This window comes from Nocardia sp. CA-151230 (genome assembly GCF_050942175.1).
Classification (GTDB): Bacteria; Actinomycetota; Actinomycetes; order Mycobacteriales; family Mycobacteriaceae; genus Nocardia.
The window spans coordinates 2,846,544-2,870,874 of the sequence record NZ_CP192061.1; the positions used below are offsets into that span (position 1 = coordinate 2,846,544).

The 24,331-nt window shown below is 69.6% G+C and carries 21 protein-coding genes, 1 tRNA gene and 1 pseudogene; 7 read left to right on the forward strand and 16 right to left on the reverse strand.

What is annotated here, in order from left to right; all coding sequences use genetic code 11:
• The 3 genes from ACQP1O_RS13075 to ACQP1O_RS13085 form a co-directional block, all read right to left on the reverse strand.
• Positions 1 to 1,287, reverse strand: coding sequence for a glycosyltransferase family 87 protein (locus ACQP1O_RS13075; protein WP_433566070.1), 1,287 nt, complete (start codon positions 1,285 to 1,287; stop codon positions 1 to 3).
• A 179-nt stretch (positions 1,288 to 1,466) separates the two neighbouring features.
• The gene (locus tag ACQP1O_RS13080; RefSeq protein ID WP_433566071.1) at positions 1,467 to 3,029 is read right to left on the reverse strand and encodes an alpha/beta fold hydrolase; all 1,563 of its coding nucleotides are present in this window, start codon (positions 3,027 to 3,029) and stop codon (positions 1,467 to 1,469) included.
• Positions 3,030 to 3,061: 32 nt separating this feature from the next.
• Positions 3,062 to 3,835, reverse strand: a complete 774-nt coding sequence (locus ACQP1O_RS13085) for a pyrimidine reductase family protein (RefSeq protein WP_433566072.1) — start codon at positions 3,833 to 3,835, stop codon at positions 3,062 to 3,064.
• A gap of 35 nt (positions 3,836 to 3,870) precedes the next feature.
• Between ACQP1O_RS13085 and zapE the strand changes: the two genes are divergently transcribed.
• The 3 genes from zapE to ACQP1O_RS13100 all read left to right on the forward strand — a co-directional run bounded on the left by zapE (position 3,871) and on the right by ACQP1O_RS13100 (position 7,997).
• Positions 3,871 to 4,893 (forward strand): cell division protein ZapE, encoded by a 1,023-nt coding sequence (gene zapE, locus ACQP1O_RS13090; RefSeq protein ID WP_433566073.1) that lies wholly within the window; start codon positions 3,871 to 3,873, stop codon positions 4,891 to 4,893.
• Between the two features lie 129 nt (positions 4,894 to 5,022).
• Positions 5,023 to 5,829 carry a tyrosine-protein phosphatase gene (locus ACQP1O_RS13095; protein ID WP_433566075.1) on the forward strand — a complete coding sequence of 269 codons (807 nt, stop codon included), beginning with the start codon at positions 5,023 to 5,025 and terminating at the stop codon, positions 5,827 to 5,829.
• 365 nt (positions 5,830 to 6,194) lie between these two features.
• A complete protein-coding gene (locus tag ACQP1O_RS13100) occupies positions 6,195 to 7,997 on the forward strand; it encodes an ABC-F family ATP-binding cassette domain-containing protein (RefSeq protein ID WP_433566076.1) in 1,803 nt (600 codons plus the stop codon).
• Here ACQP1O_RS13100 and ACQP1O_RS13105 read toward each other — a convergent pair.
• Both ACQP1O_RS13105 and ACQP1O_RS13110 read right to left on the reverse strand, forming a co-directional pair.
• Positions 7,973 to 8,509 carry an N-acetyltransferase family protein gene (locus ACQP1O_RS13105; protein ID WP_433566077.1) on the reverse strand — a complete coding sequence of 179 codons (537 nt, stop codon included), beginning with the start codon at positions 8,507 to 8,509 and terminating at the stop codon, positions 7,973 to 7,975. The genes ACQP1O_RS13100 and ACQP1O_RS13105 overlap by 25 nt on opposite strands.
• An 8-nt stretch (positions 8,510 to 8,517) precedes the next feature.
• Entirely contained in the window at positions 8,518 to 9,750 is a 1,233-nt protein-coding gene (locus ACQP1O_RS13110) for an MFS transporter (RefSeq protein ID WP_433566078.1), read from the reverse strand.
• Between the two features lie 356 nt (positions 9,751 to 10,106).
• Here ACQP1O_RS13110 and ACQP1O_RS13115 point away from each other — a divergent pair, with 356 nt between their 5' ends.
• Together ACQP1O_RS13115 and rox are read left to right on the forward strand one after the other, a co-directional pair.
• On the forward strand, positions 10,107 to 11,009 hold the full coding sequence (locus ACQP1O_RS13115; RefSeq protein ID WP_433566079.1) for a hypothetical protein: 903 nt from the start codon (positions 10,107 to 10,109) through the stop codon (positions 11,007 to 11,009).
• Between the two features lie 151 nt (positions 11,010 to 11,160).
• On the forward strand, positions 11,161 to 12,588 hold the full coding sequence (gene rox, locus ACQP1O_RS13120; protein ID WP_433566080.1) for a rifampin monooxygenase: 1,428 nt from the start codon (positions 11,161 to 11,163) through the stop codon (positions 12,586 to 12,588).
• Between the two features lie 28 nt (positions 12,589 to 12,616).
• On the opposite strand, the gene ACQP1O_RS13125 is transcribed toward rox, so the two are convergent.
• Both ACQP1O_RS13125 and ACQP1O_RS13130 read right to left on the reverse strand, forming a co-directional pair.
• Complete coding sequence (locus ACQP1O_RS13125) at positions 12,617 to 12,742, reverse strand: hypothetical protein (protein WP_433566081.1); 126 nt, start codon at positions 12,740 to 12,742, stop codon at positions 12,617 to 12,619.
• A gap of 87 nt (positions 12,743 to 12,829) precedes the next feature.
• A pseudogene (locus tag ACQP1O_RS13130) lies at positions 12,830 to 13,153 on the reverse strand (fatty acid desaturase family protein); the annotation flags it as partial.
• 121 nt (positions 13,154 to 13,274) lie between these two features.
• On the opposite strand from ACQP1O_RS13130, the gene ACQP1O_RS13135 reads away from it, so the two are divergent.
• Positions 13,275 to 13,667: a hypothetical protein gene (locus tag ACQP1O_RS13135; protein WP_433566082.1), complete on the forward strand. Its 393-nt coding sequence runs from the start codon at positions 13,275 to 13,277 to the stop codon at positions 13,665 to 13,667.
• 130 nt (positions 13,668 to 13,797) lie between these two features.
• Here the strand turns inward: ACQP1O_RS13135 and ACQP1O_RS13140 are convergent, their stop codons facing one another.
• From ACQP1O_RS13140 to ACQP1O_RS13180, 9 genes are all read right to left on the reverse strand, one after another.
• On the reverse strand, positions 13,798 to 14,982 hold the full coding sequence (locus tag ACQP1O_RS13140) for a hypothetical protein (RefSeq protein ID WP_433566083.1): 1,185 nt from the start codon (positions 14,980 to 14,982) through the stop codon (positions 13,798 to 13,800).
• A gap of 99 nt (positions 14,983 to 15,081) precedes the next feature.
• Positions 15,082 to 15,381 (reverse strand): hypothetical protein, encoded by a 300-nt coding sequence (locus tag ACQP1O_RS13145; RefSeq protein WP_085996752.1) that lies wholly within the window; start codon positions 15,379 to 15,381, stop codon positions 15,082 to 15,084.
• Between the two features lie 116 nt (positions 15,382 to 15,497).
• Positions 15,498 to 15,570, reverse strand: a tRNA-Gly gene (locus ACQP1O_RS13150).
• Positions 15,571 to 15,720: 150 nt separating this feature from the next.
• On the reverse strand, positions 15,721 to 16,911 hold the full coding sequence (locus ACQP1O_RS13155) for a hypothetical protein (RefSeq protein ID WP_433566084.1): 1,191 nt from the start codon (positions 16,909 to 16,911) through the stop codon (positions 15,721 to 15,723).
• Positions 16,908 to 18,590 (reverse strand): cutinase family protein, encoded by a 1,683-nt coding sequence (locus ACQP1O_RS13160; RefSeq protein WP_433566085.1) that lies wholly within the window; start codon positions 18,588 to 18,590, stop codon positions 16,908 to 16,910. The genes ACQP1O_RS13155 and ACQP1O_RS13160 overlap by 4 nt, the downstream gene beginning before the upstream one ends.
• Positions 18,591 to 18,607: 17 nt before the next feature.
• Entirely contained in the window at positions 18,608 to 19,192 is a 585-nt protein-coding gene (locus tag ACQP1O_RS13165) for a hypothetical protein (RefSeq protein ID WP_433566086.1), read from the reverse strand.
• A 338-nt stretch (positions 19,193 to 19,530) separates the two neighbouring features.
• A complete protein-coding gene (locus tag ACQP1O_RS13170) occupies positions 19,531 to 20,424 on the reverse strand; it encodes a MinD/ParA family ATP-binding protein (protein ID WP_433566087.1) in 894 nt (297 codons plus the stop codon).
• A 213-nt stretch (positions 20,425 to 20,637) separates the two neighbouring features.
• Positions 20,638 to 21,441 (reverse strand): hypothetical protein, encoded by an 804-nt coding sequence (locus tag ACQP1O_RS13175; RefSeq protein WP_433566088.1) that lies wholly within the window; start codon positions 21,439 to 21,441, stop codon positions 20,638 to 20,640.
• Between the two features lie 574 nt (positions 21,442 to 22,015).
• Positions 22,016 to 23,302, reverse strand: coding sequence for a hypothetical protein (locus ACQP1O_RS13180; RefSeq protein WP_433566089.1), 1,287 nt, complete (start codon positions 23,300 to 23,302; stop codon positions 22,016 to 22,018).
• Positions 23,303 to 23,673: 371 nt separating this feature from the next.
• Here ACQP1O_RS13180 and ACQP1O_RS13185 point away from each other — a divergent pair, with 371 nt between their 5' ends.
• Positions 23,674 to 24,330 carry a hypothetical protein gene (locus ACQP1O_RS13185; RefSeq protein WP_433566090.1) on the forward strand — a complete coding sequence of 219 codons (657 nt, stop codon included), beginning with the start codon at positions 23,674 to 23,676 and terminating at the stop codon, positions 24,328 to 24,330.
• Position 24,331: the final 1 nt, after the last annotated feature.

Sequence of the window (24,331 nt, forward strand, 5' to 3'; positions counted from 1 at the left end):
CTAATACGAGGCGGTCGCCTTCGTCCGGGGCGCGACCGTGACCTCGGGTTCGTCGGCGACCCACTCGGGGTGCATCCACGCCGGATCCAGGGACTTGCCGACCTCGAGGCGGCCTTCGCGGCGGGCGGCGAGATAGCGGTCGCCCAGCACGCAGAACACCACGATCAGCAGCAGCCCCCACCCGAAGGTCGTGCGCAGGTACTCCAGATCGCGGCCGATGCTCTGCCAGCGGTCCGAGAGCCACTTGTCGTAGGACATGAACCCGAAGATCGCCACCCACGCGGGCCAGTTGCGCATCAGCGAGTTGCGCAACACCACGGTCATCAGCATGGGGAACAGGAACATCGAGTAGTACATCTGGCCCAGCGGGCCCAGCAGCATGGCCGCGGTGATCAGGATGCCCGAGGTGTTGCAGATGAAGAAGACCTCGTCCTCGCGGTAGTACCGGTACAGCAGCCACAGCGAGATCAACACCAGGACGCCGACGGTGATGCGCATGGTCCAGGTCAGCCACTCGGCGACACCGTAGTACCCCGCATTGCCGACGATGGCGCTGTTGAAGTAGTCCCGTGCCTCCGACAGGTACGGCAGCGTACGGGTCCAGAACTGCCTGTAGTCCACGATCAACGGCCAGGCCGCCAGGTTCAGCGCCACCGGGATGCCCAGGGCGGTGATGAACACCTTCCACTGTCCGCGCACCAGCGGAATCAGCAGCAGCGGCGCCAGCAATGGACCCTTCACCGCGATGGTCAGCCCCAGGGCCGCACCGGCCCACAGGTCTCGACGCTTCAGGAGCAGGTGGATGAACGCCAGCATGGCCATGAACAGGCAGCCGTTGATATTGGTGAAGGCCAGTGTGTTCGTCACCGTCTCGGAGACGAACATGGCCAGCAGCAGCGCGGGCGCGGCGACGGAGTTCAGCGTGTAGTTGAAGAGCTTCAGCAGCAGGTACCAGGCCAGCAGCAGAGCGAGGGCATTGACCAGGATGAAGGCCCACCGCGACTTCTCCGGATCGATGATGGCCAGCGGCGAGATGAGCAGCGTGCCGCTGGGCGGATACAGATAGGCCGGATCGGTGGAGTTGAAGTTCGCGTTGTACACGGGCCGGTGGTTGAGGAACGCGAGGGACGCGTTGTACACCGGTGTGAAGTCATTGGTGATGTGGTAGTTGACAGCGTTGATGAACACCCGGTGCAACACGGTGAGGATCGCGAGCGGCCACAGTGCGAAGTTCAGTACCTCGGCGGTGGTGCGAGCGCTGCGGGGCTCGAGCTGTCGAAGGAACACTCGGGCACGGTACACCGAATCCCCGCGTCACACATGCGCCGACCCGCCTAATTGCGTTGTGCGGGGCACACCACACCCACCGGGTGGATGAAACCCCGGCCCGCCCCGAATGCTCCAGCCGGTCAAGAACACTCCGCACTCCGTCGAGTAGTGACCGGCGTCACTTCACAGGTGTGTACTCAGGCCGGGCAGGCGGTGCCGTCGGCGGGTAGCGTGGCGTTCTTCAGGTAGTCGGCGAGGGACTGCTGGGCGCAGCCGGAGTGGGCGAAGGTCGGGTGTCCCCAGCCCTGCCAGACGACGGTGGCGGTGCGCGCACCCGCCGCGCCGAGCGCGCCGGTGACGGTGGGCCGGCCGTCCTGTCCGGTGACGGGGTCGGCACTGCCGCCGAGCACCAGGACGGGCAGGTTGAGCTTGTCGGGCAGGGTCATGGGGGTGGCGGCGGGCCAGGCCGAGCAGGCCATCAGGTCGATGGCCGCGACCTTGCCGAACGCCGGATACTGTGTGCCCCAGGTGGTTTCGAGCTCCTTGGCCTTGTCGGGGGTGGATGGCTCGTGGTTGTCGCTGCAGCGGTTGACGAATTGACCGTCGGTGGCGATACCTGCGGCGGCGCGCAGCGCGAACGGCGTGATCGGGCCGTGGTCGCCCTTGCCGAGGGCGCTGAGGGCGTCGGCGAATTCGGTGATCTGCGCGTTGCCGGTTGCTCGGGAGTCGCCGAGGAAGCCGCTCAGGGTGGTCACCAGCACGGCGGCCGACAGGTCGCCGAGCTGTCCGGCGCCGGCCCGGTTCACCAGATCGACGACGGCGGCCCGCGGGTCGCCCCCGAGCGAGCAGTTCAGCGACGCGCACCGCTGCCCGAACGCGGTGAGCGCGGCCTCCTGTCCCTTGACGCGCTGCTCGGCGCGTCCGTTGGCGTCCGTGCCGACCCCCTGCGGCGAGTCCAGCACCAGCCGGCCCAGATGCGGTCCGTACTTGCGCGCGTAGTTCAACGCCACGTTCGTGCCGGTGCCGGTGCCCAGCAGCGCGAGGTGGTCCACCTGCAACTGCTTGCGCAGCTGCTCGATGTCGTCGGCGGCGTGTGGTGCGTCGAAGGTGGCCTGGGCCGGGGCCAGGAAGTCCAGGCAGGCGACGGTGGCGTTGCGCCCGGCGGTGCTCATGGCGTCCACGGCATCGGTTGCACCCCGGGTGAATTGGTTCTGATCGGCGATGGCCTTGCGTTGCGGGTCGGTCATGCAGGTCACCGGCTGGGAGCTGCCGATGCCGCGCCGGTCGACCGCGATGATCGGCCGCGCGGCCAGCAGCGCGCTCGCGGGCCCGGCCGCGAGCCCGGCCAGGGTGGCCGTCGAGGACCGGTCGGAACCGGAGGTCAGGATGAGCGGCGCGGCGTCCTTGGGCGTGCGGTCGTAGCGGGCCCGCATGGCCGCATTGCGGAAGTTGCCCGCCACATTTCCGGCCACGTCCACCTGCGAGGTGTATTCGGCGCATTCGAGCACCAGCCCCTGCGGCGGCGCGCCCAGCGACAGCAGGTTCAATGTCGGTGCGGTGCAGTCCTTCCAGGCCAGGTCGGTCTTGGGCACCTCGGGTGCGGGCGGGGTGACGTCGGCGGGCGCGGTGGAGGTGGCGACTCCGGCCTGGTGCGGCTGTTCCACGGCGACGGCGGGCCGGTTGGACGGCCCGGCCCCACACGCGGTGGTCACCAATATCGACAGTGTCGACGCCAGCAGAGCGGCCCGAGTCCAGCGCATGCGGTACAGCCTGCCAGGTCCGGCACGCGGTTTCAGCCTCGGGTGTGCGCGCGTTCCCATCGGGTCAGGATCGTGCCGTCGGTGTCGAGCACCAGGTGGCAGGGGCTCATCGGGGTGGGCAGGGCCTTGGGGGACACCGCGATTCGGCCCGCGGTCCCGCCCACCAGCTGCGGGGATACGGTCAGGCACAGTTCGTCCACGGCCCCGGCGGTGAGGAATTGGCCGAACAGTGAGGGCCCGCCCTCGCACAGCACCCGCCGCAGCCCGAGACCGTCCAGTGCGGTGCGCACGGCGGTCACGGTGGATTCGTTCGCGTCGGATTCGATCACCTCGGCCCCCGCGTCGAGGAGCCGCTTCTTGCGATCGCCGGGCGCGGCGGTGGTGGTGAGAATGATCGGCCGCGCCCCGGTGTCGGTGAACAGCTTGCTCGCCGGATCCAGCGCCGCGGACCCGGTGACGACCGCGATGCGCGGCGGGTTCCCGTCCGGATCGCCGCCGAGCCCCTCCCCGTGCAGCCGCTTACGTAGTTCCGAATCGGTGTGTGCCGCACCGTAGTTCTCCGCGCGCACGGTCCCGGCTCCGACCAGCACCACGTCGGCCAGATCTCGCAGCAGCCCGAAGACGCGCTTGTCGGCGGGCGTGCCCAGCGCGCCGGAGCGCCCGTCCACGCTGACCGCGCCGTCGATGCTGGTGACGAAGTTGACACGCACGTACGGTCCGGATGGCTCGACCGGATACGCGTACAACTCGACCAGGTCGTCGCGGGTGAGGTCTGTGAGCTGAATCGCATTCGGCATACGCTGCATAAGGACCCATCCCACCACGCATCTACGCTGACGCAGTGCAACAACGCCTCGTCGATCGCCACCCGGAGGTTCCGGCAGACCAGCTCGTGGCCCAGATGGTTCCCCCGCCCACCTTCGACGAGGTGAGCTTCGGTTCCTACATCCCGGATCCGAAGGAACCGTCCCAGGCCGCGGCCGTGCTGAAGGCCGAGCTGTTCGCGGATCAGGTGACCAAGCTCCGCAAGGCCGCGGACAAGAAGGGCCTGTTCGGCAAGAAGAAGCCGGTGCACGGCATCGGCCTGTACCTGGACGGCGGCTTCGGTGTGGGCAAGACCCACCTGCTGGCCTCGATCTTCCACAGCGTGCCGGAGCCCAAGTCCTTCGGCACCTTCGGTGAGGTCACCAATCTGGTTGGCGCGCTCGGCTTCAACAATGCCGTCGAGCGGCTCGCGGCCAACAGCGTGCTGTGCATCGACGAGTTCGAGCTCGACGATCCGGGCGACACCATGCTGGTCTCGCGCCTGCTCACCGAGCTGACCGACCGCGGCGTCTCCGTGGTCGCCACCTCCAATACCCTGCCGGGCCAGCTGGGTGAGGGCCGTTTCGCCGCCCAGGACTTCCTGCGCGAGATCAAGAAGCTGGGCGCGCTGTTCGAGGCCGTCCGCGTCGACGGTCCGGACTACCGGCACCGCGATCTGCCGCCCGCCCCGGAGCCCACCGCCCCCGAATTGCTGGCCGAGAAGGCCGCCGCCACACCGGGTTCCACGCTCGACGACTTCGACGCGCTGGTGAAGCACCTGAGCACGCTGCATCCGTCCCGCTACGGCGCCCTGATCCACGACATCTCGGCCGTGTACATCTCGGATGTGCACCCGGTCACCGATCAGGCGGTCGCGCTGCGCATCGTGGTCCTCGCCGACCGTCTGTACGACGCGGGTATCCCGGTCACCATCTCGGGCGCGAAGCTGGATCAGATCTTCACCCAGGAGATGCTCGACGGCGGCTACCGCAAGAAGTACCTGCGCGCGATCTCGCGTCTGCTGGCGCTGTCGCGGTTCGAAGCACCGGCGCACGTATAGCTCGGCCCGGCGCACGTGTAACCGCCAGGTAGGACCCGGTTTCTCTCATAGTTTCCTTAGGTAATAAATTCCCGGGGGTCAGCGAAAGCCGGGCCGGATTCGGTTTTCGGCCCCGGAAGGAGATCTACCTTGCGTAACCGTGCTGTCCAAGCTGCCGCGGTGGTCACCATCGCACTGTCCGCGAGCCTCGGGTCGGCGGCGACCGCCATCGCCGCCGACCCGCCCGCTGCCACCAGCAGCGTGCTCGTCAACACCGACAACCGTGCCCTCGGCCTGACCGGTGTCCTCAACGCCCGGGACGCGGGTGGCTACCGGACCGTCGACGGCCACACCGTGCGCACCGGTCTGGTCTTCCGCACCGGCGATCTGAGCAAGGCCGCCGACGCCGACCTGGCCGAGCTGGCGTCGCTGAACGTGGCGTCCATCCACGATCTGCGCACCAGCTACGAGCAGCTGTTCATGGGCGTGGACAAGGTCCCCGCCGGCGCCGCCGAGCACCACGACGACATCATCGGCCACGCTCCGCCGCAGGTGATGGCCTCGACCCTGTTCGCGGGCACCGATCTGTATCGCGCCTTCATCACCGCTCCCGGCGCGAACGAGAGCTTCGCGAACGTGTTGCGCGACATCGCCTACAACCCGGGCGGCGTCCTGTTCCACTGCACCGCGGGCAAGGATCGCACCGGCTGGACCTCCGCGGTGCTGCTGACCATCCTGGGCGTGGACAAGGACACGGTCTACTACGACTACCTGCTGTCCAACTACTACCGGGGCGCCAAGGACGGCGACATGATGAACGGCGTCGCCGCCGCGGCACTGGATTCGGCCTTCGATCAGGTGAACAAGAGCTACGGCAGCTTCGACAACTATGTGCGCGACGGCCTGAAGCTCTCCGACGCGGACGTGGCCGCACTGAAGGCGAAACTGCTGGCCTGACAAGGTTGTTCACGATATGACGGCGAACGCCGGGTGGTTCTCACCGCCCGGCGTTTTCCCTGTCCGCGACGGATTGGGGCTCTCCGGTACCGATATCGCGGCGTTGAAGGTGAAAATGCTTTCTGAGAACCGCTTTCGCGAGCCAACTCGATGTGATCCACGGAAAAGGGGTTGACGGCCCCCGCGTCGCACCGATAACGTTCCGGGCCTCATGGGTATCGGTTTCCTGTTCTTGTGATCGCTTCGCCGCGTTGAGCTTTGCTCCGCGTCGAGTCCCCACCCACGCCTAGCCGCCTGTCGGCGTTCAATTTTCGCGTGGGCATCCACCCATCCGGCTCGTATCGAGCCGAGAACAGGAGATCGCTGTGCGCACCCTCCAACCCCCGGCCGTTTCCCAACTGACCCTGTCCGCCGTGACCAAACGGTATGCCGACCACGTCGTGCTGGACGCGGTGAACCTGTCCATCCGGCCCGGTGAGAAGACCGGCGTGGTCGGCGACAACGGCGCAGGCAAGTCGACCCTGCTGCGCCTCATCGCCGGTCGCGAAATCCCCGACAACGGCGAGGTCGTCGTGCAGGCCCCGGGCGGCATCGGCTACCTGGCCCAGAGTCTGGAGCTGCCGCCCACCGCCACCGTCGGCGCGGCAATCGACCTGGCTCTCAGCGATATTCGCGACCTGGAGGCTCGAATGCGCACGACCGAGGCCGAATTGGCCGTGCCCGGGCCGCTCGGTCGCCGCCTCGAGGCGTACAACGTGCTGGTGACCCGGTTCGAGGCGCGCGGCGGGTACCAGGCCGATGCCCGGGTGGACGCGGCCCTGTACGGGCTCGGGCTGCCCGGCCTGGACCGGAATCGCCTGCTGGGCACGCTGTCCGGCGGTCAGCGCCGGCGCCTGGCGCTGGCGGCCACCCTCGCCTCCGCGCCGGAGTTGCTGCTGCTCGACGAGCCCACCAACGACCTCGACGACAACGCCGTCGAATGGCTCGAGGGGCAGTTGCGTGACCACCCGGGCACCGTGGTGGCTGTGACTCACGATCGCGTCTTCCTCGAGCGCATCACCAGCACCGTGCTCGAAGTGGACGCGGGCGCCGTCGCCCGCCACGGCAACGGCTACCGCGGCTACCTCACCGCCAAGGCCGCCCAGCGGCACCGGCAACAGCTCGCACACCAGCGCTGGCGCACCGAACTGGCCCGCAACGAGCGGCTGGCCGAGTCGAATGTCGTCCGCCTGGAGGCGATTCCGCGCAAGCTCCCGCTCGCGGTCTTCGCAGCCGGCCCCTTCCGAACCCGCAGCCGCGGCCACGGCGCCCAGTCCCGCATCCGCAACGCGAAGGAGCGGGTCTCCCGCCTGACCGCGGATCCGATTGCGCCCCCACCGGATCCGCTCCGCTTCACCGCGGAGATATCCACGACCGACTCCCTCCCAGCCGCCGCCGGACCGACTGTCGCCGGGCCGACTGTCGCCGGACCGACCGGTACCGGACCGACCGGCACCGGACCAGCTGTCGCCGGACCGACCGGCACCGGGCCGACCGGCACCGCGCCGACGAGATTCGGCGACAGTGCCGGGGTGATTGCAGCCGTGGTCGTACCGTCCCTCGCCGAGGTGAGTTCGGTTGTGGTGGAAGGCCGTTTGCGCATGGACGGCCTGCGGATCGAGTCCGGTGAACGGCTACTGGTGACCGGTCCCAATGGCGCGGGCAAGACCACGCTGCTGCGGCTGCTGGCCGGGGAGCTGGTTGCCGAGGCGGGCGCGGTCACGGTGCGCGGCCGGGTCGGGCACCTGCGGCAGGAGGAGTCACCGTGGCCGGCGGAGGTGACGGTGCTGGGGGCGTTCGCTTCCGGGCGGACGGGCTATCCGGACGAGCATGCCGACGCGTTGCTGGCGCTGGGACTGTTCCGGCCGGACGATCTGCACCTGCGTCTGGGCGAGCTGTCCTACGGGCAGCGCCGTCGCGTCGAATTGGCGCGGCTGGTCACCGATCCGGTTGATCTGCTGCTGCTCGACGAGCCGACCAACCACCTGTCCCCGGCCCTGGTCGAGGACCTGGAGCAGGCCCTGGACGGCTACCCCGGCGCGGTGGTGCTGGTGACCCACGATCGCCGGATGCGGCAGCGCTTCACCGGTCGCCGCCTGGAGCTTCAGAATTCGTGCAGCATGACGTAGTCGTGGTGCAGCCGGCTGCCGACGGTGAAGGTCTTGGTGCCGGTGACGGTGAAGCCGTGTTTGCCGTAGAAGCGCTGTGCGCGCGCGTTCTGCTGGTTCACGCCCAGCCACACGGCCTTGCTGCTGCCGGCCCGGGAGCGCTCGAGCGCGCTGCGCATGAGCGCCGCCGAGACCCCGCTGCCGTGCTGACCGGGCAGCACGTACATCTTGCTGAGCTCGGTCACCGGGCGCAGGGTGATGACCTCCGCCACGGCGGGATCGGCCGGTTCCATGGCGTTGAGCAGTGCGTAGCCGACGATCTCGCCGCCGAGCACCGCCTTCAGAACCACACGGCCGGGATCGGCGAGGTACTCGCGGAACCGGTCCGCGGACAGCACCTCCGCGATGAAGGCGGCCATGTCCTCGGGTTCGGATCCGGGCGGGCAGGCCAGTGGAAAGGTCGCGGCGGCGACGACGGCGAGTTCGCCGGCGTCGTCCGGGGTCGCCGGTGTGATGGCTACGGAATCGCTCACCGTTCCAGTCAAGCAGGCTCCGCGGCGGGCTCGGCGGCCGCGGTGGCGTCGTCGGTGCGGCGGTGGAAGACCCGGGCGCAGCCGATCAGCACCACCGCGAAGGCGAGCGGAATCGCGAATCCGGCACGCAGATCGGCGGCGTCGGCGACCGCGCCCACCACCGCGCCACCGACCAGGGTGCCCGCGTAGTTGAACAGGTTGAGCCGCGCGATGAGCGCATCCAGCTCGCGTCCGCTGGTGAGCTGCCCGGCCTCGCTGAAGCACAGCGGCGCGATCACCGGCAATCCGATTCCGGCGACCAGGAATCCGAGGATCGCGGCCACCGGTCCGGGGGCAGTGACCACGATCACCAGACCGACCGACCCGACCGCCGCGGCCACCCGAACCACCATGCGTGGTCCGAACCGGCGTACCCACAGGTCGCCGGTGAGGCGGCCGAGCAGCGACGCGCCCTGGTAGGCGGCCAGCGCCAGCGCGGCGGTCGCGGAGGAGGACAGCAGTTCGTCCTTCAGGTACAGCGCCGACCAGTTGCCGACCGCGAGGTCGATGGCGAAGGCGAGGGCGATCACCGCGCCGAAGATCCAGAAGATGCGCATCGGCACCGATCCGGCCGGTTCGTGTTCGGCCGGACCGGCTTCGGCCTCGTCGGTGCCCAGCAGTCGCGGTCCCGCCGCCAGGCAGCCGATGGCCACCACCGCCGCGGCCACCAGGATCGACGCCTGCAACGGCACTTTCAGCGCCTCGAACGCCGAGACGAACAGTGCGCCCGTGATCGATCCCGCGCTCCAGGCCGCGTAGAACGAGACCAGAATGAATCGGCCATAGCCATGTTGAATGAATACCGCCTGCATATTGGTCCCGGCGTCCACGATGCCGACGGCCACACCGTACATCCCCAGGGCCACGAAGGCCGCAATGATGTTCGGCGACAGCGCGATCGCCACACCGGAGACGGCGATCAGCGCCAGCCCGATCCGCAGCGCGGTGCGGCTCGACCAGTGCAGCGCGATCCGCTCGGCGGTGATGCTGCCCGCGCCCGCGAGCAGGGAGATGAGCGCGACGATCGCCACGATCAGTCCGTCGGAGAGCGTGAATTTGTCCTTCAGCTGCGGGAGCTCGGTGAGAATCACGGCCAGGAAGAACCCCTGCAGCGCGAAGGCCACCGAGTTCGCCGAGCGCGCCGCCCGCAGTGTCGGATGGAGAGCGCTGAGCTGCGGCTTCGGGGACTGACTCGGGGGCATTTCGAAAGAGTAACGGCGGCGGGCCGGTCCGGCATCCCGGGCACGGGTTACGATCCGCGCCGCGCTTGATCACACGCGGCTCGCGGTTGGGTAACGAATCTGGTCGCTTTCGTGTCTTCGGACGCATGCCCTGCGGCACTCTGGAAGTGACGGCTCGGGCTGGTGGTTTCCGATAGGACGGAAGCGGTCCTTCCGGTGAGTGTGGTGGCTGGGGTGATCTTGTGAGCACGAGGCGAGTGGAAGTTCCGCGGGAGCGGTCGGTGGCGCTTGCCGACCCGGATCCGCGCGCGAATCCTGAGACGGCCGTGGGGGATTCGGCTGGGGGCAATTCTGTGCGCGGGACGGTGGAGAAGTCTGTGCGGGGCGATGCGGACACGGCTGTCCGCAATGCCGATGGGCGTGGCCACGCGGCGGGGGAGCGGTGCCGGGAAACCGACTGCGCGGACTGCCGCTGGGATGTGCAGCGGCTCAAATTCTGGCTGCGCGGTCGGCTGCTGGCGGCCGGCGCCGAGGATGTCCAGCTGGATGTCGCTGTCGGTGCGCGGCTCTCGGATGTGCTGTGGCGCAAGGGTGATCGCAGCGGCGTCATCGAGGTGTCCAGCGCGCCACCCGAGTTGGCGCGCGCCCGCGCGGTCACCGCCGAGCTCCGGGCCGGCGGTGGCGGTGAAGTGCTGTGGATCTGCCCGCCGGGTTTCTGGACCGCGCAGCTGCCCGCGCTCGGCCTCGACGACTTCGCCGCCGAGGGCTGCGAGTACCGGGTGGTCGGCGGCCTGCTGGTCTCCGGCCCGGGCGGTGTGGTGTCGGCTCGCCAATCCGCCTGTGAACTGCGGGAATTCGTAACGGGCTGGGTGGCCGGGGAGATAGCGTTCGGGTGCCGCGACGAGCACACGGGAGGATGGGCGACAGTGACCGACTGGGAACGACACACACGGACACAGGCGGCCGTCATCGCACGGCAGCGTCAGGAACTCCAGAATCAGCGCACCGCACTGGCTCTGGCCCGCAAGGCCACCCGTGACAAGACCAAACAGCTGCTGCGCATGACCCACCGGCTGGAACGCGCGGAGCTCGCCGCCCAGCAGCAGGCCGATGATCTGGCCCAGACCCGCCGCAAGATCGCCGACCACAATCGGGTGGATGCCACGCTGCGGTTGACGGTGTCCAGTCAGAAGTCCGCGATTCTGCACTGGCAGCTGATCACCTGGTTCGCGGTGATGGTGATCATCACATTCATCGCGGCCGGACTGGTCTTGAAGTAGCGGCTCGGTGCTGAGGTAGGCGCGAATCGCCTGAATTTCCCTCCCCTTTCAACGTATATCGCAGTGGGGGGCTTGCGGCAAGGCCCCGGGTGTGCCGCACAATCGTCGGCCGGAAGGCGATTACCTGCGGAAATCAGGAGGATGGCGATTCATGGCCGATGTGATCATTGCCGGTGCCGGGCCGACGGGACTGATGCTCGCCGCGGAGTTGCGGTTGCACGGGGTGGGTGTGCTCGTGCTGGATCGGGACCCGGAACCGACCAGGGTGGTGCGGGCGATGGGGATGCACGCGCGCAGTGTCGAGGTGCTCGATCAGCGTGGTGTGGCGGATCGTTTCCTGGCGCTGGGCAAGCAGCACGATCCGAGCGCCTTCTTCGCCGGGATCGTCCCCGCGCGGCCACTCCGCTTGGACACCACGTTCCCGTTCGTGCTGGGTCTGATGCAGCCGATCACGGATCGCCTGCTGGCCGAGTGGGCGGTCGAGCTGGGCGCGGAGATCCGGCGCGGCTGTGAGGTAACCGGGCTGAGCCAGGACGCGGACGGGGTGACGGTCGAGCTGGCCGACGGTTCCCGGCTGCGCTCGCGGTACCTGGCCGGCTGTGACGGCGGCCGGTCCACGGTCCGCAAACTGCTCGGCATCGGCTTCCCCGGCGAGCCCGCCGAGCACGAGACGCTGATGGGCGAGGTGGAACTGACCACACCGCAGGAGGAGGTGATGCCGCTGGTCATGGAACTGCACAAGACGCATCGCCGCTTCGGCGCGATGCCGCTGGGCAATGGAGTGTTCCGCCTGGGGGCACCCGCCGAAGGCGTCGCCGAGGACCGTGACACCCCGCCCACCCTCGACGAACTCAAGCGCCAGGTCCGGGCCATCGCGGGCACCGATTTCGGGGCCCACTCACCCCGCTGGCTCTCCCGCTTCGGCGACGCCACCCGCCTGGCCGACACCTACCGGTCCGGGCGCGTCTTCCTGGCCGGCGACGCCGCGCACATCCATCCGCCCAACGGCGGCCAGGGCCTCAACCTCGGCGTCCAGGACGCGTTCAACCTGGGCTGGAAGCTCGCCGCGGCCGTAAACGGCTGGGCCCCAGCCGATCTCCTCGACACCTACGAATCCGAACGCCGCCCCGTCGCCGCCGACGTCCTCGACACCGCCCGCGCCATGAGCGAACTCACCTCCCTCGAACCCGGCCCCCAGGCCCTCCGCCGCCTGATCACTCAACTGATGGATTTCGAAGAGGTCCACCGCTTCCTGATCGAACGCGTCACCGCCCTGGGCGTCCACTACGACTTCGGCCCCGGCGACGCCCTCCTCGGCCACCGGCAACGCGACATCGAACTGAAGCGCGGCCGCCTCTACGAGCTCCTGCACCAGGGCCGCGGCCTCCTCCTCGACCAGACCGGCCAACTGTCGGTCGAGGGCTGGTCCGACCGCGTCGACCACGTCGTGGATCTGAGTGAACAGCTCACCGCCCCCGCCGTCCTCCTTCGCCCCGACGGCCACATCGCCTGGCTCGGTGCCGAGCAGCACCAGCTGGTTACCGCGCTGTCCCGCTGGTTCGGTTCCGCCGCAACCTGATTCGTCACCGCGGCCCTTCCGGCCCCGATCATTGTGGATCGGCACCCTCGGCGGCTTGCAATGCGCGCGTGCCGATTTCGCGCAGCACCTGTTCGAGCTTGGCGAGTGCCCGCACCGCCGCGTCGTCGATCCACAGCTGGGGCGGACGGCGCACACAGCGATCGCGGGATCGGCCGAGCCGGCCCCGGAATGATCCAGGGCCGGCTCTCGAGCGTCTCCGTAATCTGGTTCGTTGTCGGACTCAGGCGGCCTTGGGCAGGGTGGCGGTTTCGTCGCCGGCCGGGCGCGGCTTGCGGCGCGAGGGCACCGAGAGCCGGATGATCTTGAGGGCGACGGAGAGCAGCTGCTTGTAGAGGGGGCCGGTGTTGTAGCGCAGGCCGTAGCGCTCGCAGATCTCCCTGACCTCGGGGGCGAGCTGGGGGTAGCGGCGGGCCGGGATGTCCGGGAACAGGTGGTGCTCGATCTGGTGCGAGAGGTTTCCGGTCATCACGTGCAGCAGACGGCCGCCCGAGATGTTCGCCGAACCCAGCAGCTGGCGGTAGTACCACTGGCCGCGCGTCTCGTTCTCGACCCCGACGGTCTGGTCTCGAAGTACCTCGTCCTACCGGCATTTCGACTCGATCGATGAACTCGGCCTGACGCTCGTCGACGAGTCCTTCGCGTCCCTGCGGGCTGTCCTGCGCGAGGTGCGACGGGGCAAGCCCACACCCCAGGAGATCGTCAGCACCTCCGTCGAGGCTCTCGTGGACCACGCCGGGCAGCGCCGCGATCACTTCGCGTTCATCGCCCGCGAACGCTTCGCCGGCCCGCCCGTCGTCCGGGAGGCGGTGCGACTTCAGCTCGCGCTCTTCGAGAGTGAGCTCGCGATCGACCTCGCCCGCTTGGCTCCTGCCTGGTCCAGCGATGACGTGCGAGCAGTGGCGAAATTGATCGTCGCCACGATGGTGGAGACGATCGCGGACCTCATTGTGGGGGATCTACAGGCGGATGCCGAGGTCCGGGCGCAAGCGGAGAAGTTGATCAAGCTCCTCCTCGTGGGCGCCGTCCATTGGCGCTCGGACCACGGCGAGCCGGAATAGGCCCTGAAGTCGCCCGCTGCGGGAACATCCCGGATCCGCGTATGCCGCTGTGCTTTTCAGCGTCATCGGTTTCCGAGTGAGCTCTCGGTGTCGACATTCCTCGGTGAGCGCTCGCTGATCGTGAAGTGGGTCAGGAAGCGAGGCGGAAGGGCGCTCGCTGCCACTGCCAGTTGTGGCGGAGGACGAGGGCGGCCAGGTCCAGGAGGTCGATGCCGGTTTCGCGGCGGTAGGTGTCGAGGGCGGGCCAGGACATCGGACCGGTCGCGAGGCGGCTCGTCAGGGTGGACTCGTGGTGTGGGTTCACGGTGCGGGACAGGAGGTCTGGGATGCCGTGGTGGCTGCCGGTCCAGGTGAGCCAGCCCCAGCCGCGGGAGAAGGCATGGGCGCGGGAGGCGGCGGCCCGGGCGCGCTGGGGGTGCAGGGCGGTATGTGCCAGGGGGAGGACGTCGATGAGGACGGTGCGGCCGTCGGCGAATCTGGCTGCGGCGGTGGGGTAGTGGACGCGGTCGGCGCCGTCGAATTCATAGGTGACGGCGGCGGGGAGTTCGCGGAAGGATTCCACGCGCGGGCTGGCGTCGAGCAGGCGGAGCAGGCGGGCTTGCAGGGCGGTGTCGAAAGTGACTTCGCGGCCGAGCTTTTCGGAGTACATGCGCCCGCGGCCGTCGTCGTCGTAGTCGAGGCGGCCGGCCGGGAGGACGGGGAGGTCCTCGGGACTACCGTCGCCCCATTCGACGCGCGGCAGCCACGCATTCCACATGTCATCGGGCGCGTCGTCGGCTCGGGCGGCGGGCAGCAGGTGCCAGCGTCCCTTCTGCTGCCATCCCGCGATGCGCTGAAAGACGAAGCCCGCCAGTCGTTTCGAGTCTTGCAGATCGTGCCCAGCGAGCCGCAGCTTCAGATACGCCCAGTCCTGGGCCGCGATATCGCCGTCGGTGGCATAGGTTTCCGCGAGCAGTGTCCGCACCAGTCGCTCATCACCCCACCCCACGGGATACCGTTCCGCGAACACCCCCAGATCGTGCAGTCCGGTGGCCGGTGTCTGCCGCAGCATGGTGCCCACGGCCCGCGTGTACAGCTGCCGCGCCCGATCACGCGATACCCCGAATCGCGCGCCCAGCAGCATGAGCGTCTCCGGACCCTCCCCGTCCAGCCCGAGCCGGCAGGTGATCAGCTCGGCATCGCGTGGCCGATCGGCCACCACGTCGCCGGCCATGGCGGCCAGCACCTCATTGACGTGCTCCAGCCCGAAGTCGACTCCCTCGGCCGGGTCGTCGCGCGGTGTGGTGCGCGCGGTGCGTGCATCGCTCGTCGTCAAGGCCCCTACCCGTCTTCGCCAGTCTGTTCGACGAGCCTAACGGTGCCCACCGACACACGGCGCACCACGCGCTGAACGGCCGGAATTGCCGTGGAACGGTCAGGATCCGATGACGGCATTCATGATGGTGCCCGCACTGGTGGCGACGATCCCGCCGATCATCGCTCCGGCCACCATCTTCGGGGAGGCGAGCCCGCCCCCCGACCACTTCTCCCAGGCGAAGCGGCCACCGGCGTAGGTGATGCCCAGGACACCGGACAGCAACACGAACCAGGTGAAGTACCGGACGAGCTTCATGAGCTTGTCCGCCACCGGCGGGGTCTCCGGTGTCGGATTGCCGAGCTGGGCGAGCACGGCGTGTTGGGAAAGCACAGTGTCGTGGAAGGCGCTGAGCAACATGGTCACTCTGACAAGATTACCGCGAAATCGGGCCGATATGGCTGCGAATGTGCTCGGGATCTACTGCGTGAGAACAACTTTCGCGGCTCGGGCGCGGCGTCTCGTTGTCTGTGTTGAGCGGATGACGGGATTCGAACCCGCGACCCTCACCTTGGCAAGGTGATGCGCTACCAGCTGCGCTACATCCGCATCGCTACCATCCGGCCCGTTCGGCCCGTCCGGCTGCGAGAGAAAACACTAGCCCACCCGTCCCGCATTTCCAAAACGCCTGGCAAACCCCGAGTTGCCCCAGCGCGCCGCCGGGGCGGGGTGGTGGCGCTCCGGTGGCTGGCGCGGCGGCTATTTGGGGGTGTCCTCGTTTATCGGCACGATGGCGGAGATGAGAGTCGCGTCTCCTATCTTGGTGGTGATCACCAGCTGTGGGGACCAGGTGCGTTTGGTCGCGTCCGGGTGCTGTTCGGTGACGACCATGATGTGCTGGCCGTCGAAGGGGCCGGGCATGATCTGCACGCAGTAGGTGGTGCCCACCGGAATGCTGTCGATGCCGGCCTGGATCTGGTCGACGGTCGGCGTGGGTGCGTCCGGCGCGAACATCTCACGGACCGCCTTGCCCGAACGGTCGACGTAGTAGCGGTTCTGCAGCGCGAGAATGGCGTCCGGGCCGGACTTGGTGCTGCCGGGCCCGTTGCCGCGGACATTGCCGCCCTTCACCTCATTGGGGCAGAGGTTGGCGGGCAGGCCCGACGCCGGTTGGTCGGTGGGTGACGCTGCGGCGGGCGAGGACGCGGCCGGTGCGGCCTGAGGCGTGGCGACATGGGGTTTCGCGGGTGCGTCGCCGCCGGTGACCTTGGCGATCTGGACCGCGATCGCGGCCGTCACCGCGAGGACGGCGAGCAGGCCGAGCAGCGGGACGGCCCACTGGCCGCCGTTCAGCGCGGGGAGTGCGAATCTCGGTCGCTGCCTGGTCGGCCGCGCGGCCCGCTTCAGGGGACGGCGGGCGGTCGGGTAGCCGGGCGGGGGACCGTCGGCGCCCGAGGCGTGCCGGGCGGCGTCGTAGGCCGTGAGAGCCCGCGGCGGATCGCCTGCCCGGGCGCGGCCCAGCCGGGCGTGCGACGCGCTCACCTGCCGGGTGTCCGGCGGGTCGTCGTTCGACCGCGCATGGGACGAGCCGGAGGCCGGCCGGGTGCCCGGTCCGCTGTACGCCGAAGCGTCGGCGGCCCAGCCGGTCGACTGCTGGGGATTCGATTCCGCCGGCCGCGGCTCGTAGTACTCGTCCTCGTCGTCGAAATCGTCGTACTCGTCGTCGAGTTCGTCGGCTTCGTACTCGTCACGACCGGCCGGGTGGCTCTCGTGGCGGGTCGCGCCGACCCTGCCGGACTGCGCGGGGTACTCGCCGTATCCGGCGCGCACCGGCCCGGCCGCGCCGGTGATCCAATCCGACCAGCTGCCCGTGTACGCCTGCGCGCCCGCGTGCAGCGGGGCGGGCGGCTCCGATTCCGTTGTCCGCGATTCCGATTCGGTGGTGCTCATGGCGTCGCCCGCGGGCCGAGGTCGGGGATCAGTGGCGCCCCGCTGGTGGTGGGTGTGGTCGGGGCGGGGGAGAAGCTCAGCACCGGGACGCCGCTGCTGGGCGTGCCGGTGCCGGTACCGCCGCCGAGCGGGAACTGCCCGTTGGGTGCGACGCTGGTGGGCGTCGTCGAAGTGGCCGCGAAATCCAGTCCCAGCGTGGGTTTGTCGCTGCCGCCGCTCGGGATGGCGCCCGGGGTGGCGGCGCCGGACAGGTCGTGGGCGACGGCCGCGAACCATTGGCCGACCCAGTCGGTCGGGCTCTCCCCGAATCCCGCGCCCTGGGCGTGGGTGTAGTCGTGCTTCTGCGCGGTGTCCCAGTACCGCACCCAGGTGGTGATGTCGAGCAGATCCTTGTTGTCGGTGACGTTCTGGGTGACGGCCGTGAATGCCTGCGTGGTGAGCCGGCTGATGGTGGTGGGCTGCACCAGGTTGGTGACCGCGCCGACCAGTTTGGCCCCGAACACCGCCAGTCCAGCAAGGGGGTTGGCGAGTCCGGCGGTGGCTATCTCGGTGATAGTGGCCGGGGTCAGGATGTCCTTCACCACGGCCACAATGGAATTGATGGCGATGGTGCCGACCTTGAGCAGCGCCTGGAACGCGCCCGGGACGTCGACCTGGTTGTTCGGATTGGAGGCGTCGGCGATGCGCTGCGAGATCGACTTCTGCGGCTGGTACGACAGATCCGTCAGCGAGTTGCCGGACACGTCGTTGTTCACCACCGAGGTGACGGTCTTGATCGAGGTGTAGGCCAGCGCCTCCGCGATGGATTTCAGCGACCCGATCGGGTCACCGGCCGAAATCTCCACCTGCCCCGCGATATTGGCGACGGTCCGCACCAGCGGCGCGCCCACCGGGGTATCGCAGGCCAGATCGCCCTCGGTGCAGAATTCGGCGACCCGCCCGACCAGCGTCCCGAAGTTCTCCAGGGTGGCGCTGTCGGGGGCGATGCCCGCCCCGGACGCGGTCTTGGTGGCGGGCGGATCCCCCAGTGCCGCCACCGATTTGCCGTCCGTGCCGGGTGCGGCGGTGGGCACCTTCTGATCCGGCTTGCCCGGGAACAGCGGTGCGTTGGCATTGCGATTGGGATCGCCGAAGAGCGCGACGGCCGCGATCCGGTCGGCCGGGACGATGCCCTGGCCCGCGCCGACCTCCTGCGCGAACTGCGAGGCCACGTGCGCGCCCTGCGAGTACCCGGCGATGGCGAGTTTCGTACTGGGGCAGCGGTCGGCGATCTGCTCGGCCATGGACCGCAGCCGGTCCAGGCCGCCGGTGACGGACTGGCTGTAGGTGGTGGTGGACACCGACACCGCGCCGCCGAAGGACGCCTCGTAGGGCACGTAGGCCCGGTCCACCAGTCCGGCGTCGCTGGCGGCGGCCATCATGGGCCGGAAGACTTCCGACAGCATGCCGGTGTCGGTGGTGACGGCGGCGTCGGGGGAGGATTCGCCCGTGCCCTGGACGCCGAGCGCGAACAGCGCCGGACATTTGTCGATGGGGACCGTGGTGTCCGGTGGCCCGCCCCGGGCTTCCGCCGAATTCAGCACAGCAGGCCCGACAGCTGCCGTCGCCACGATGCAGACGGCCGCGGTCAAGAGTGCCGAACTCCGAAACCCCACGCTGGGCAGCAGTTTTCGATGCACGTCGCACCTCGTTCAGGTTATGGACTGGCTGGTTCCGCGCCGTGCTGCGCGCGTTCGGTGATCCGCGCCCCGGCAATGCGCGCCGCGGTGAGGATCTGCTCGGCCAGAAGCCGAACCGGTTGTGGGGGAGTACGAGTGGGGTCCCCCTCGTCCACCGGTGAGCCACCGGCAGCGGGATCCCATTCCGCCATTTCGTAGGGTTCGAGGGCGCGCCACTGTTCGAGCCAGCCCAGCCGCCAGGTGCGGGCCCCGAGCGCGACGGCCAGGCCCTCCATCTCCTCGCGCCGCTGCGCGACCGGAATCGGCAGCGGCCGAGCCGAATCCGACACGGTTACCACGCCGACCACCTGACTGCCGGCGGGCGTGGCCCGGGCCTGATGCGCCAGCAGCGCCCGATGCAGGGCATTCACCCCGTGCAGATGACTGCGCCCGACGAGCACCACCAGCGGCGAATCCAGATCCCCCGCCAGCCCGATCCGCGCGGGCCACCGCTGCCCCGCGTCGCCCGCCCAGCTGAGACTGGCCGCGAGACTGCTCACCCCCGCGCCCCCGTGCACGCCCACCAGCCACACGAGTGGCGGCCGCGGCGGCCGATTCGGCACCGCTCGATGCCACATCGGCACCGGGGGAGCCGCGGGTGCCGGCCGACTCGGTGGAGACGCGTCGGAATATGCTGTGCCGCTAAGCCATTCGCCGCCGCCCAGCGGTTGCCATCCGGTGCTCGGCATTGCCGGCCGACCGGAGGTTGGCTCGTCGCCATCGAAGGGACTGTGGGCGGCGTGCGGTGCGGACCCCGAGTTGTCGGTGGCGTGTGGTGCCGGGGTGTGGGCGGCGTGCGGTGCCGGTCCCGAGTTGTCCGTGGCTTGCGGTGCCGGGGTGCGGGCGGTGTGTGGTGCCGGGTCTGGGGACGGCGAGGCGCGGCGCGGGTCGTGGAGCGTGGTCATCGCAGCGCTCCGAGGAGGGTGAGGTAGGCGTCGCGGGTGGGGGCGGTGAGGCGGTGCCAGGTGATGGGTCCGCCGGTGGCGAGGTGGAGGTCGAAGGGGATCGGGACCACGGCGCGGACCCAGGAGCCGAGATGGGTGCGCACATGGTCGAGAACCGCTGCGGCCGAGCCGGGTACCTGTTCGGTGAGGACGATGACCGCGTCGCCGACGACGAATTCGCTGAAGTTCTCGTCCAGCCAGGTGAGGGCGGGCTGGAGCCGGTTGATGGCGTCGGGGCGCGCGGCCACGGTGATCACCAGCCCGACCCGGGGGTCCGCCAGCAGCGGGGCCGCCAGTCGGCTGGTGACCGGTGCGCCGGCATCGAAAACCCCGAGCAGCCCGGCATTTTCGAGATGACGCGCGACCGACACCAGGGATTCCCTGCGCGGCAACGGATCCGGCGTCCGCCCCAGCACCCGCACCCCGGTCGAGGTCTGCCCCGAGCACGCGCCCACACTCGACGCCAGCCCCGGATACGCTGTGCCGAGCCACTTCTGCAGGCTCCCCACGGGAGCAGCCGCATCACACCCGCGCAGCGCCACGTCCCCGCCCCCGAGCGTCGCGTCCACCACCACCGGCCACACCTCCCCGTCACTGTCCACGGCCGCCGCCGCGGCCAGCCCCAGCGCCGTCGTACTGGCCCCCGACGCCCCCGACCCGCCGAGCACCAGCACCGGCGGCACGGCGGCCCGCACCAGCCGCCCCTGCCCACCCCGCAACGGCACGCCATCGGTGGGCGAACCGGCGGGCCCGGGCTGCATCAGGTCGCTCCACCCCGAATCCTCGGAGCCCCCGGTCTCATTCGCCCGCACAGCCTCCACCAGCCGCGCCTCCACAACCGTCCGCTGCATTGACCCGCCTGGACCGGCCGGGTGCGCTGAGTTGATCTGCCCCGCAGGATCGGTCGGGGGTGCTGAGTCGGCCCGGCTCGACGAATCAGCTGGGCGCACTGCATCAGGCGGGCGCACCGTCGTGTTCGGGGTTTCGAGACCGGGCCGGGGTGTGGGGGTTGCGGGGGGACCGGGTGGTGTGGAGCGGAGCCGGTCGTCGATGTCGACCATGACTCACCGGCTTCCGGCGACGATGGAGGTGATGCGGACCTGGCCGTCGCGGGCGGCGGTGGTGATGACCTGCTGCCAGGAGGTCTGGCTGCCGTCCGGGTGTTTCTCGTCGACGGTGACGTTCCAGCGTTCGGCGTCCGCGCCGGTGATGGTGACGCAGTGCTTGGTGCCGGCCGGGGTGGCCGAAATCGCGTCGCGGGTGGCCTGTTCCGGGGCGACACGGGCGTCCGGGGTGAGCAGGGCGCGCACCGCGCCCACGTCGCGCAGCACGTACCAGGCGTATTCGAGGTGCATGATGACGCCGGGCCCACTGAGGAGGTCGCCGGCGGTGTCGCCGCTCACCCGCTGCGGCGTACTGACTTCCTGGCACCAGGCGACCAGCCCCGGCTGATTCCCGCCGGATGTGCTCGTGCCCGCCGCACTGGTCGCCGGAACCGCCTGCGGCGCCTGCGCGTCGCCCGGTGTGAGCGCCAGCCACCCGACCACCGCCACCAGCACCAGCGCCAGCGAAACTCCGGCAATCGCGAGCGCCCGATTGCGCATCCGCAACCGCCGCTGTGTCTGCTCCGCCCGCCGCCGTGCCTCGGACACCAGCGCCGCCATCGGATCCTCGGCCCGCAACTCGTCCGCCCGAACCGACTGCCGCCCCGCCTCACCCGCCGCCGGCACCGCCCCCTCCGTCAGCCACGAGGCCCACCCCGGTGCCTCCGCCTCCACCGCCGCCACCGGCTCTCCACCGCCCGGAGCCAGCACCGGCATCACCGGCCGCCCGCCACTCGCCCCCGAATCCTCAACGTCCCCAACCACATTCCCGCCGCCCGCATCCCGCTCCGTAGCGAACCCCTCCCAACCCTCCGCAGCCCGATGCCGCCCCACCCCACCTCGACCGTCCATACCTTCGCTCCCAACCCGACCCAGGCCCCCCTCGCCCAAACCCACGTCGCCCCCACCGGCAGTACCTCGAGCGCCCCCGCCGTCGGCCGGAACAACTCCCGAATGCCCCGCGCCGACCACCCGCGCGGCCGCACCCCGCCCCGGCCGACCCCTATCGGGTTCCCACCGACCTGTATCGGGTTCGCGTTCACCAGTGCTGGTTCGGCGCTGAGCTGTAGCGGATTCGCGTTGGGCCGTGGCTGCGCCGTTCATGGCTTGCGGCGCGGCGCTTTCGGCCTGGGCTGCTTGGCCTTCGGTCCGGGCCGTGGCAGATGCCTGGACGGCGGGATCGGGGTCGAGGGCGAGGAAGTCGTGGGTGCGGCCGGTTGAGGTCAGGTCGGGGTGCGGGGGTGTGGTGGTGAGGTCGGGGGTAGCAGGGGGTGGGTGGCCTGGTGTGGAGTCGGAGGCGTTGGTGTCCGGAGTCACGGCGTTGCCCGTGCCGTTCCGGTCACGCACCCGGCTGGGCGGGTTGCAGGGCGGCTATGAAGGCTTCGGGAGTGAGCGGCGGCATCTGCGCCACGGCGGTGCGGAACGAGTCGACCTGCGCGTTCACGCCGTCCACCACCTGCTCGACCACCGGCGCGGCCTGCGGGGCCACCGCGGCCACCTGCTGCCCGACCCCGGTAGCCGCCTGCTCCACCACCGGCGCGACCTGCTGTTCGATCGTGGTGGCAACTTGCTGCGCGACCGGCGCGACCTGTTGTTCGACCGTGGCGGCGACCTGCTGCGCGACCGGTACGACCTGCTGCTCGACGGTTGTGGCGACCTGCTGCACCATGGGCGCGGCCACCTGCGCGATCGGCGCGGGCAATCCGGCGATCGCCGAAACCGGCCGTACCCCGGGCAAACCCGTCACCGGATCCGAAACCGGCACCTGCGCAGCGGTATCGGTCAGTGACGTTGGAAGGGCTGGCGCTGGTTTGGTCGCATCTCCGCCACTGAGCGCACCCGCCGCGAGGGCCGCCAACGCTCCACCGGCAATGACGAAGGGGCCGCTGATCACTGCGGCGGCACCGCCGCCGATCACGCATCCCGAGATACCGCCGACCACTGCTCCAGCGGGTGCTCCGATCCCGGCTGTGGGCACGCCACCAATCACGCCACCGGCTACCGCACCAATTACGGCACCTGCCGCGCAGCCGATCGGCACGGCCGCGATCGGTACTGCTGCGGCAGTGCCGCCTGCGCCGAGTACAGCACCAATCGTGCTGGAGGCGGCCATTCGGTCGGAGTCCTCGCGCGAGAAGCCCATTCGGTCGTAGGCGGCCGCGATCTGCCACTCCGCCATATCGAGGTAGGCCTGGGCCTTGTCGCGAGTCTTGGTGTCGATCCAGTCCGGCAGCTCAACGCCGCCCGTGCCCACTCGCAGCTTGTGCGGGTCCGCAGGCATCACTTCGGGCGCATTCGCGGCGGGTTGACCAGGCTGGGTGTCCTGCGGTTCAGTCGGCTGGACCTGTGGCTGGGTCTGCGGCTGAATGATGGTGTCCTGCTGCGGCGTTGTCTGCTGCTTCGGCCGGGGACGGCTCGGGGGAGCGATCGGCGGATCCGGGATGTAATCCGCCGGGCTGGGTGAGGAGTTCGCGGGCGGCTGTTGCGGCTGGGTGCTCAGTCCGGGCTGCCCGTCGCCGGGCACGGCGAGGCCCGGCTGGCCCGGGGCGGCGGCGGCGACGCCATGGCCGGCCACCAGCGCGATGGGCAGCATCGACAACAGGATCGAAGTTCGTGTGGTCTTCATGTCCCCAATTCCCCTTCCCCGAATGGACAGCACCGGGCGCACGGCCCGAATCCCCCGGATGCCATGGCATTCCGTACCCCTGGCCGACTACACAGGTGGCCCACCGGAACCAGGTCCCGATGATCAATCATGAATCCCCACCACCTGCGATGATCATGTTGCGGCCCTGATCTTACCCGGATCGTGGGCCCCCACAACCGGTTCCGTTACAGGAGTGACGAATTGTTAAACCGAGCCGAGCAACACTCGTAGATCGGCACTCGGCGCTCGGTACTCGTAGGATCACGACAGGTCGCCCGCCCGCGCGTCATCCGAACCGGCGTCACCGCAACATTTCTCGACCGACCCCAGGTCCACCCGGAGGAATCCTCATGCGCGCCAAGTCAGCACACCACGCGCAAACTTCAACCGCCGCGGCCGCGACCCTGCTGGTCTCCGCGGCCGTTCTCACCCTCGCTGCCTGCGGCGTCAGTGATCAGAGCGCCGCGAAAACGACCACCACACCGGTCGATCCGGCCCGCGCTCCCGCCGACGTGCACTGGGAGAACTACCAGGGAGTCCAACTCCCCATCGGCAGTCACGATGGTCCCAGCAAACTCGGCACCACCGCAGCGGGCTTCTCGCACACCCCACAGGGCGCGGCGCTGGCCGCCATCAATTACAGCACCCGGCTATCACTGGCCCCGGACGGCGCATGGCCGCAGGTGGCGGCCATTTCGCTGATTCCCGGTCCGGCCAAGGACTCCTGGGTACTGGCCCGCGCACAGGTCTCGATCACCGCCCCCGCCAATCCGGTGGTGGCCCCGCGCATCACGGCCTACAAACTCACCGCCTACACCCCCGACCGTGCCGACCTCACCGTCTATGCCACGTACTCCGATGCCAGCATCACCGCGACCGCCGAGACCGTGCTCTGGGCGTCCGAGGATTGGCGGCTCCTCCTCGCGGACCCCGCCGCCAAAACCCAAACCGTGCAATCGGTTCCCAGCGTCCCCGGGGACGCGGTCAAGCTGGAACCTCCGAAATAGC

What these genes read in the sequence shown, in the direction of transcription:
- ACQP1O_RS13080 (WP_433566071.1), bottom strand. Translation starts at nt 3,029, where the DNA reads ATGCGCTGGACTCGGGCCGCTCTGCTGGCGTCGACACTGTCGATATTG.
- ACQP1O_RS13085 (WP_433566072.1), bottom strand. Translation starts at nt 3,835, where the DNA reads ATGCAGCGTATGCCGAATGCGATTCAGCTCACAGACCTCACCCGCGAC.
- ACQP1O_RS13110 (WP_433566078.1), bottom strand. Translation starts at nt 9,750, where the DNA reads ATGCCCCCGAGTCAGTCCCCGAAGCCGCAGCTCAGCGCTCTCCATCCG.
- rox (WP_433566080.1), top strand. Translation starts at nt 11,161, where the DNA reads ATGGCCGATGTGATCATTGCCGGTGCCGGGCCGACGGGACTGATGCTC.
- ACQP1O_RS13145 (WP_085996752.1), bottom strand. Translation starts at nt 15,381, where the DNA reads ATGTTGCTCAGCGCCTTCCACGACACTGTGCTTTCCCAACACGCCGTG.
- ACQP1O_RS13155 (WP_433566084.1), bottom strand. Translation starts at nt 16,911, where the DNA reads ATGAGCACCACCGAATCGGAATCGCGGACAACGGAATCGGAGCCGCCC.
- ACQP1O_RS13170 (WP_433566087.1), bottom strand. Translation starts at nt 20,424, where the DNA reads ATGCAGCGGACGGTTGTGGAGGCGCGGCTGGTGGAGGCTGTGCGGGCG.
- ACQP1O_RS13180 (WP_433566089.1), bottom strand. Translation starts at nt 23,302, where the DNA reads ATGAAGACCACACGAACTTCGATCCTGTTGTCGATGCTGCCCATCGCG.
- ACQP1O_RS13185 (WP_433566090.1), top strand. Translation starts at nt 23,674, where the DNA reads ATGCGCGCCAAGTCAGCACACCACGCGCAAACTTCAACCGCCGCGGCC.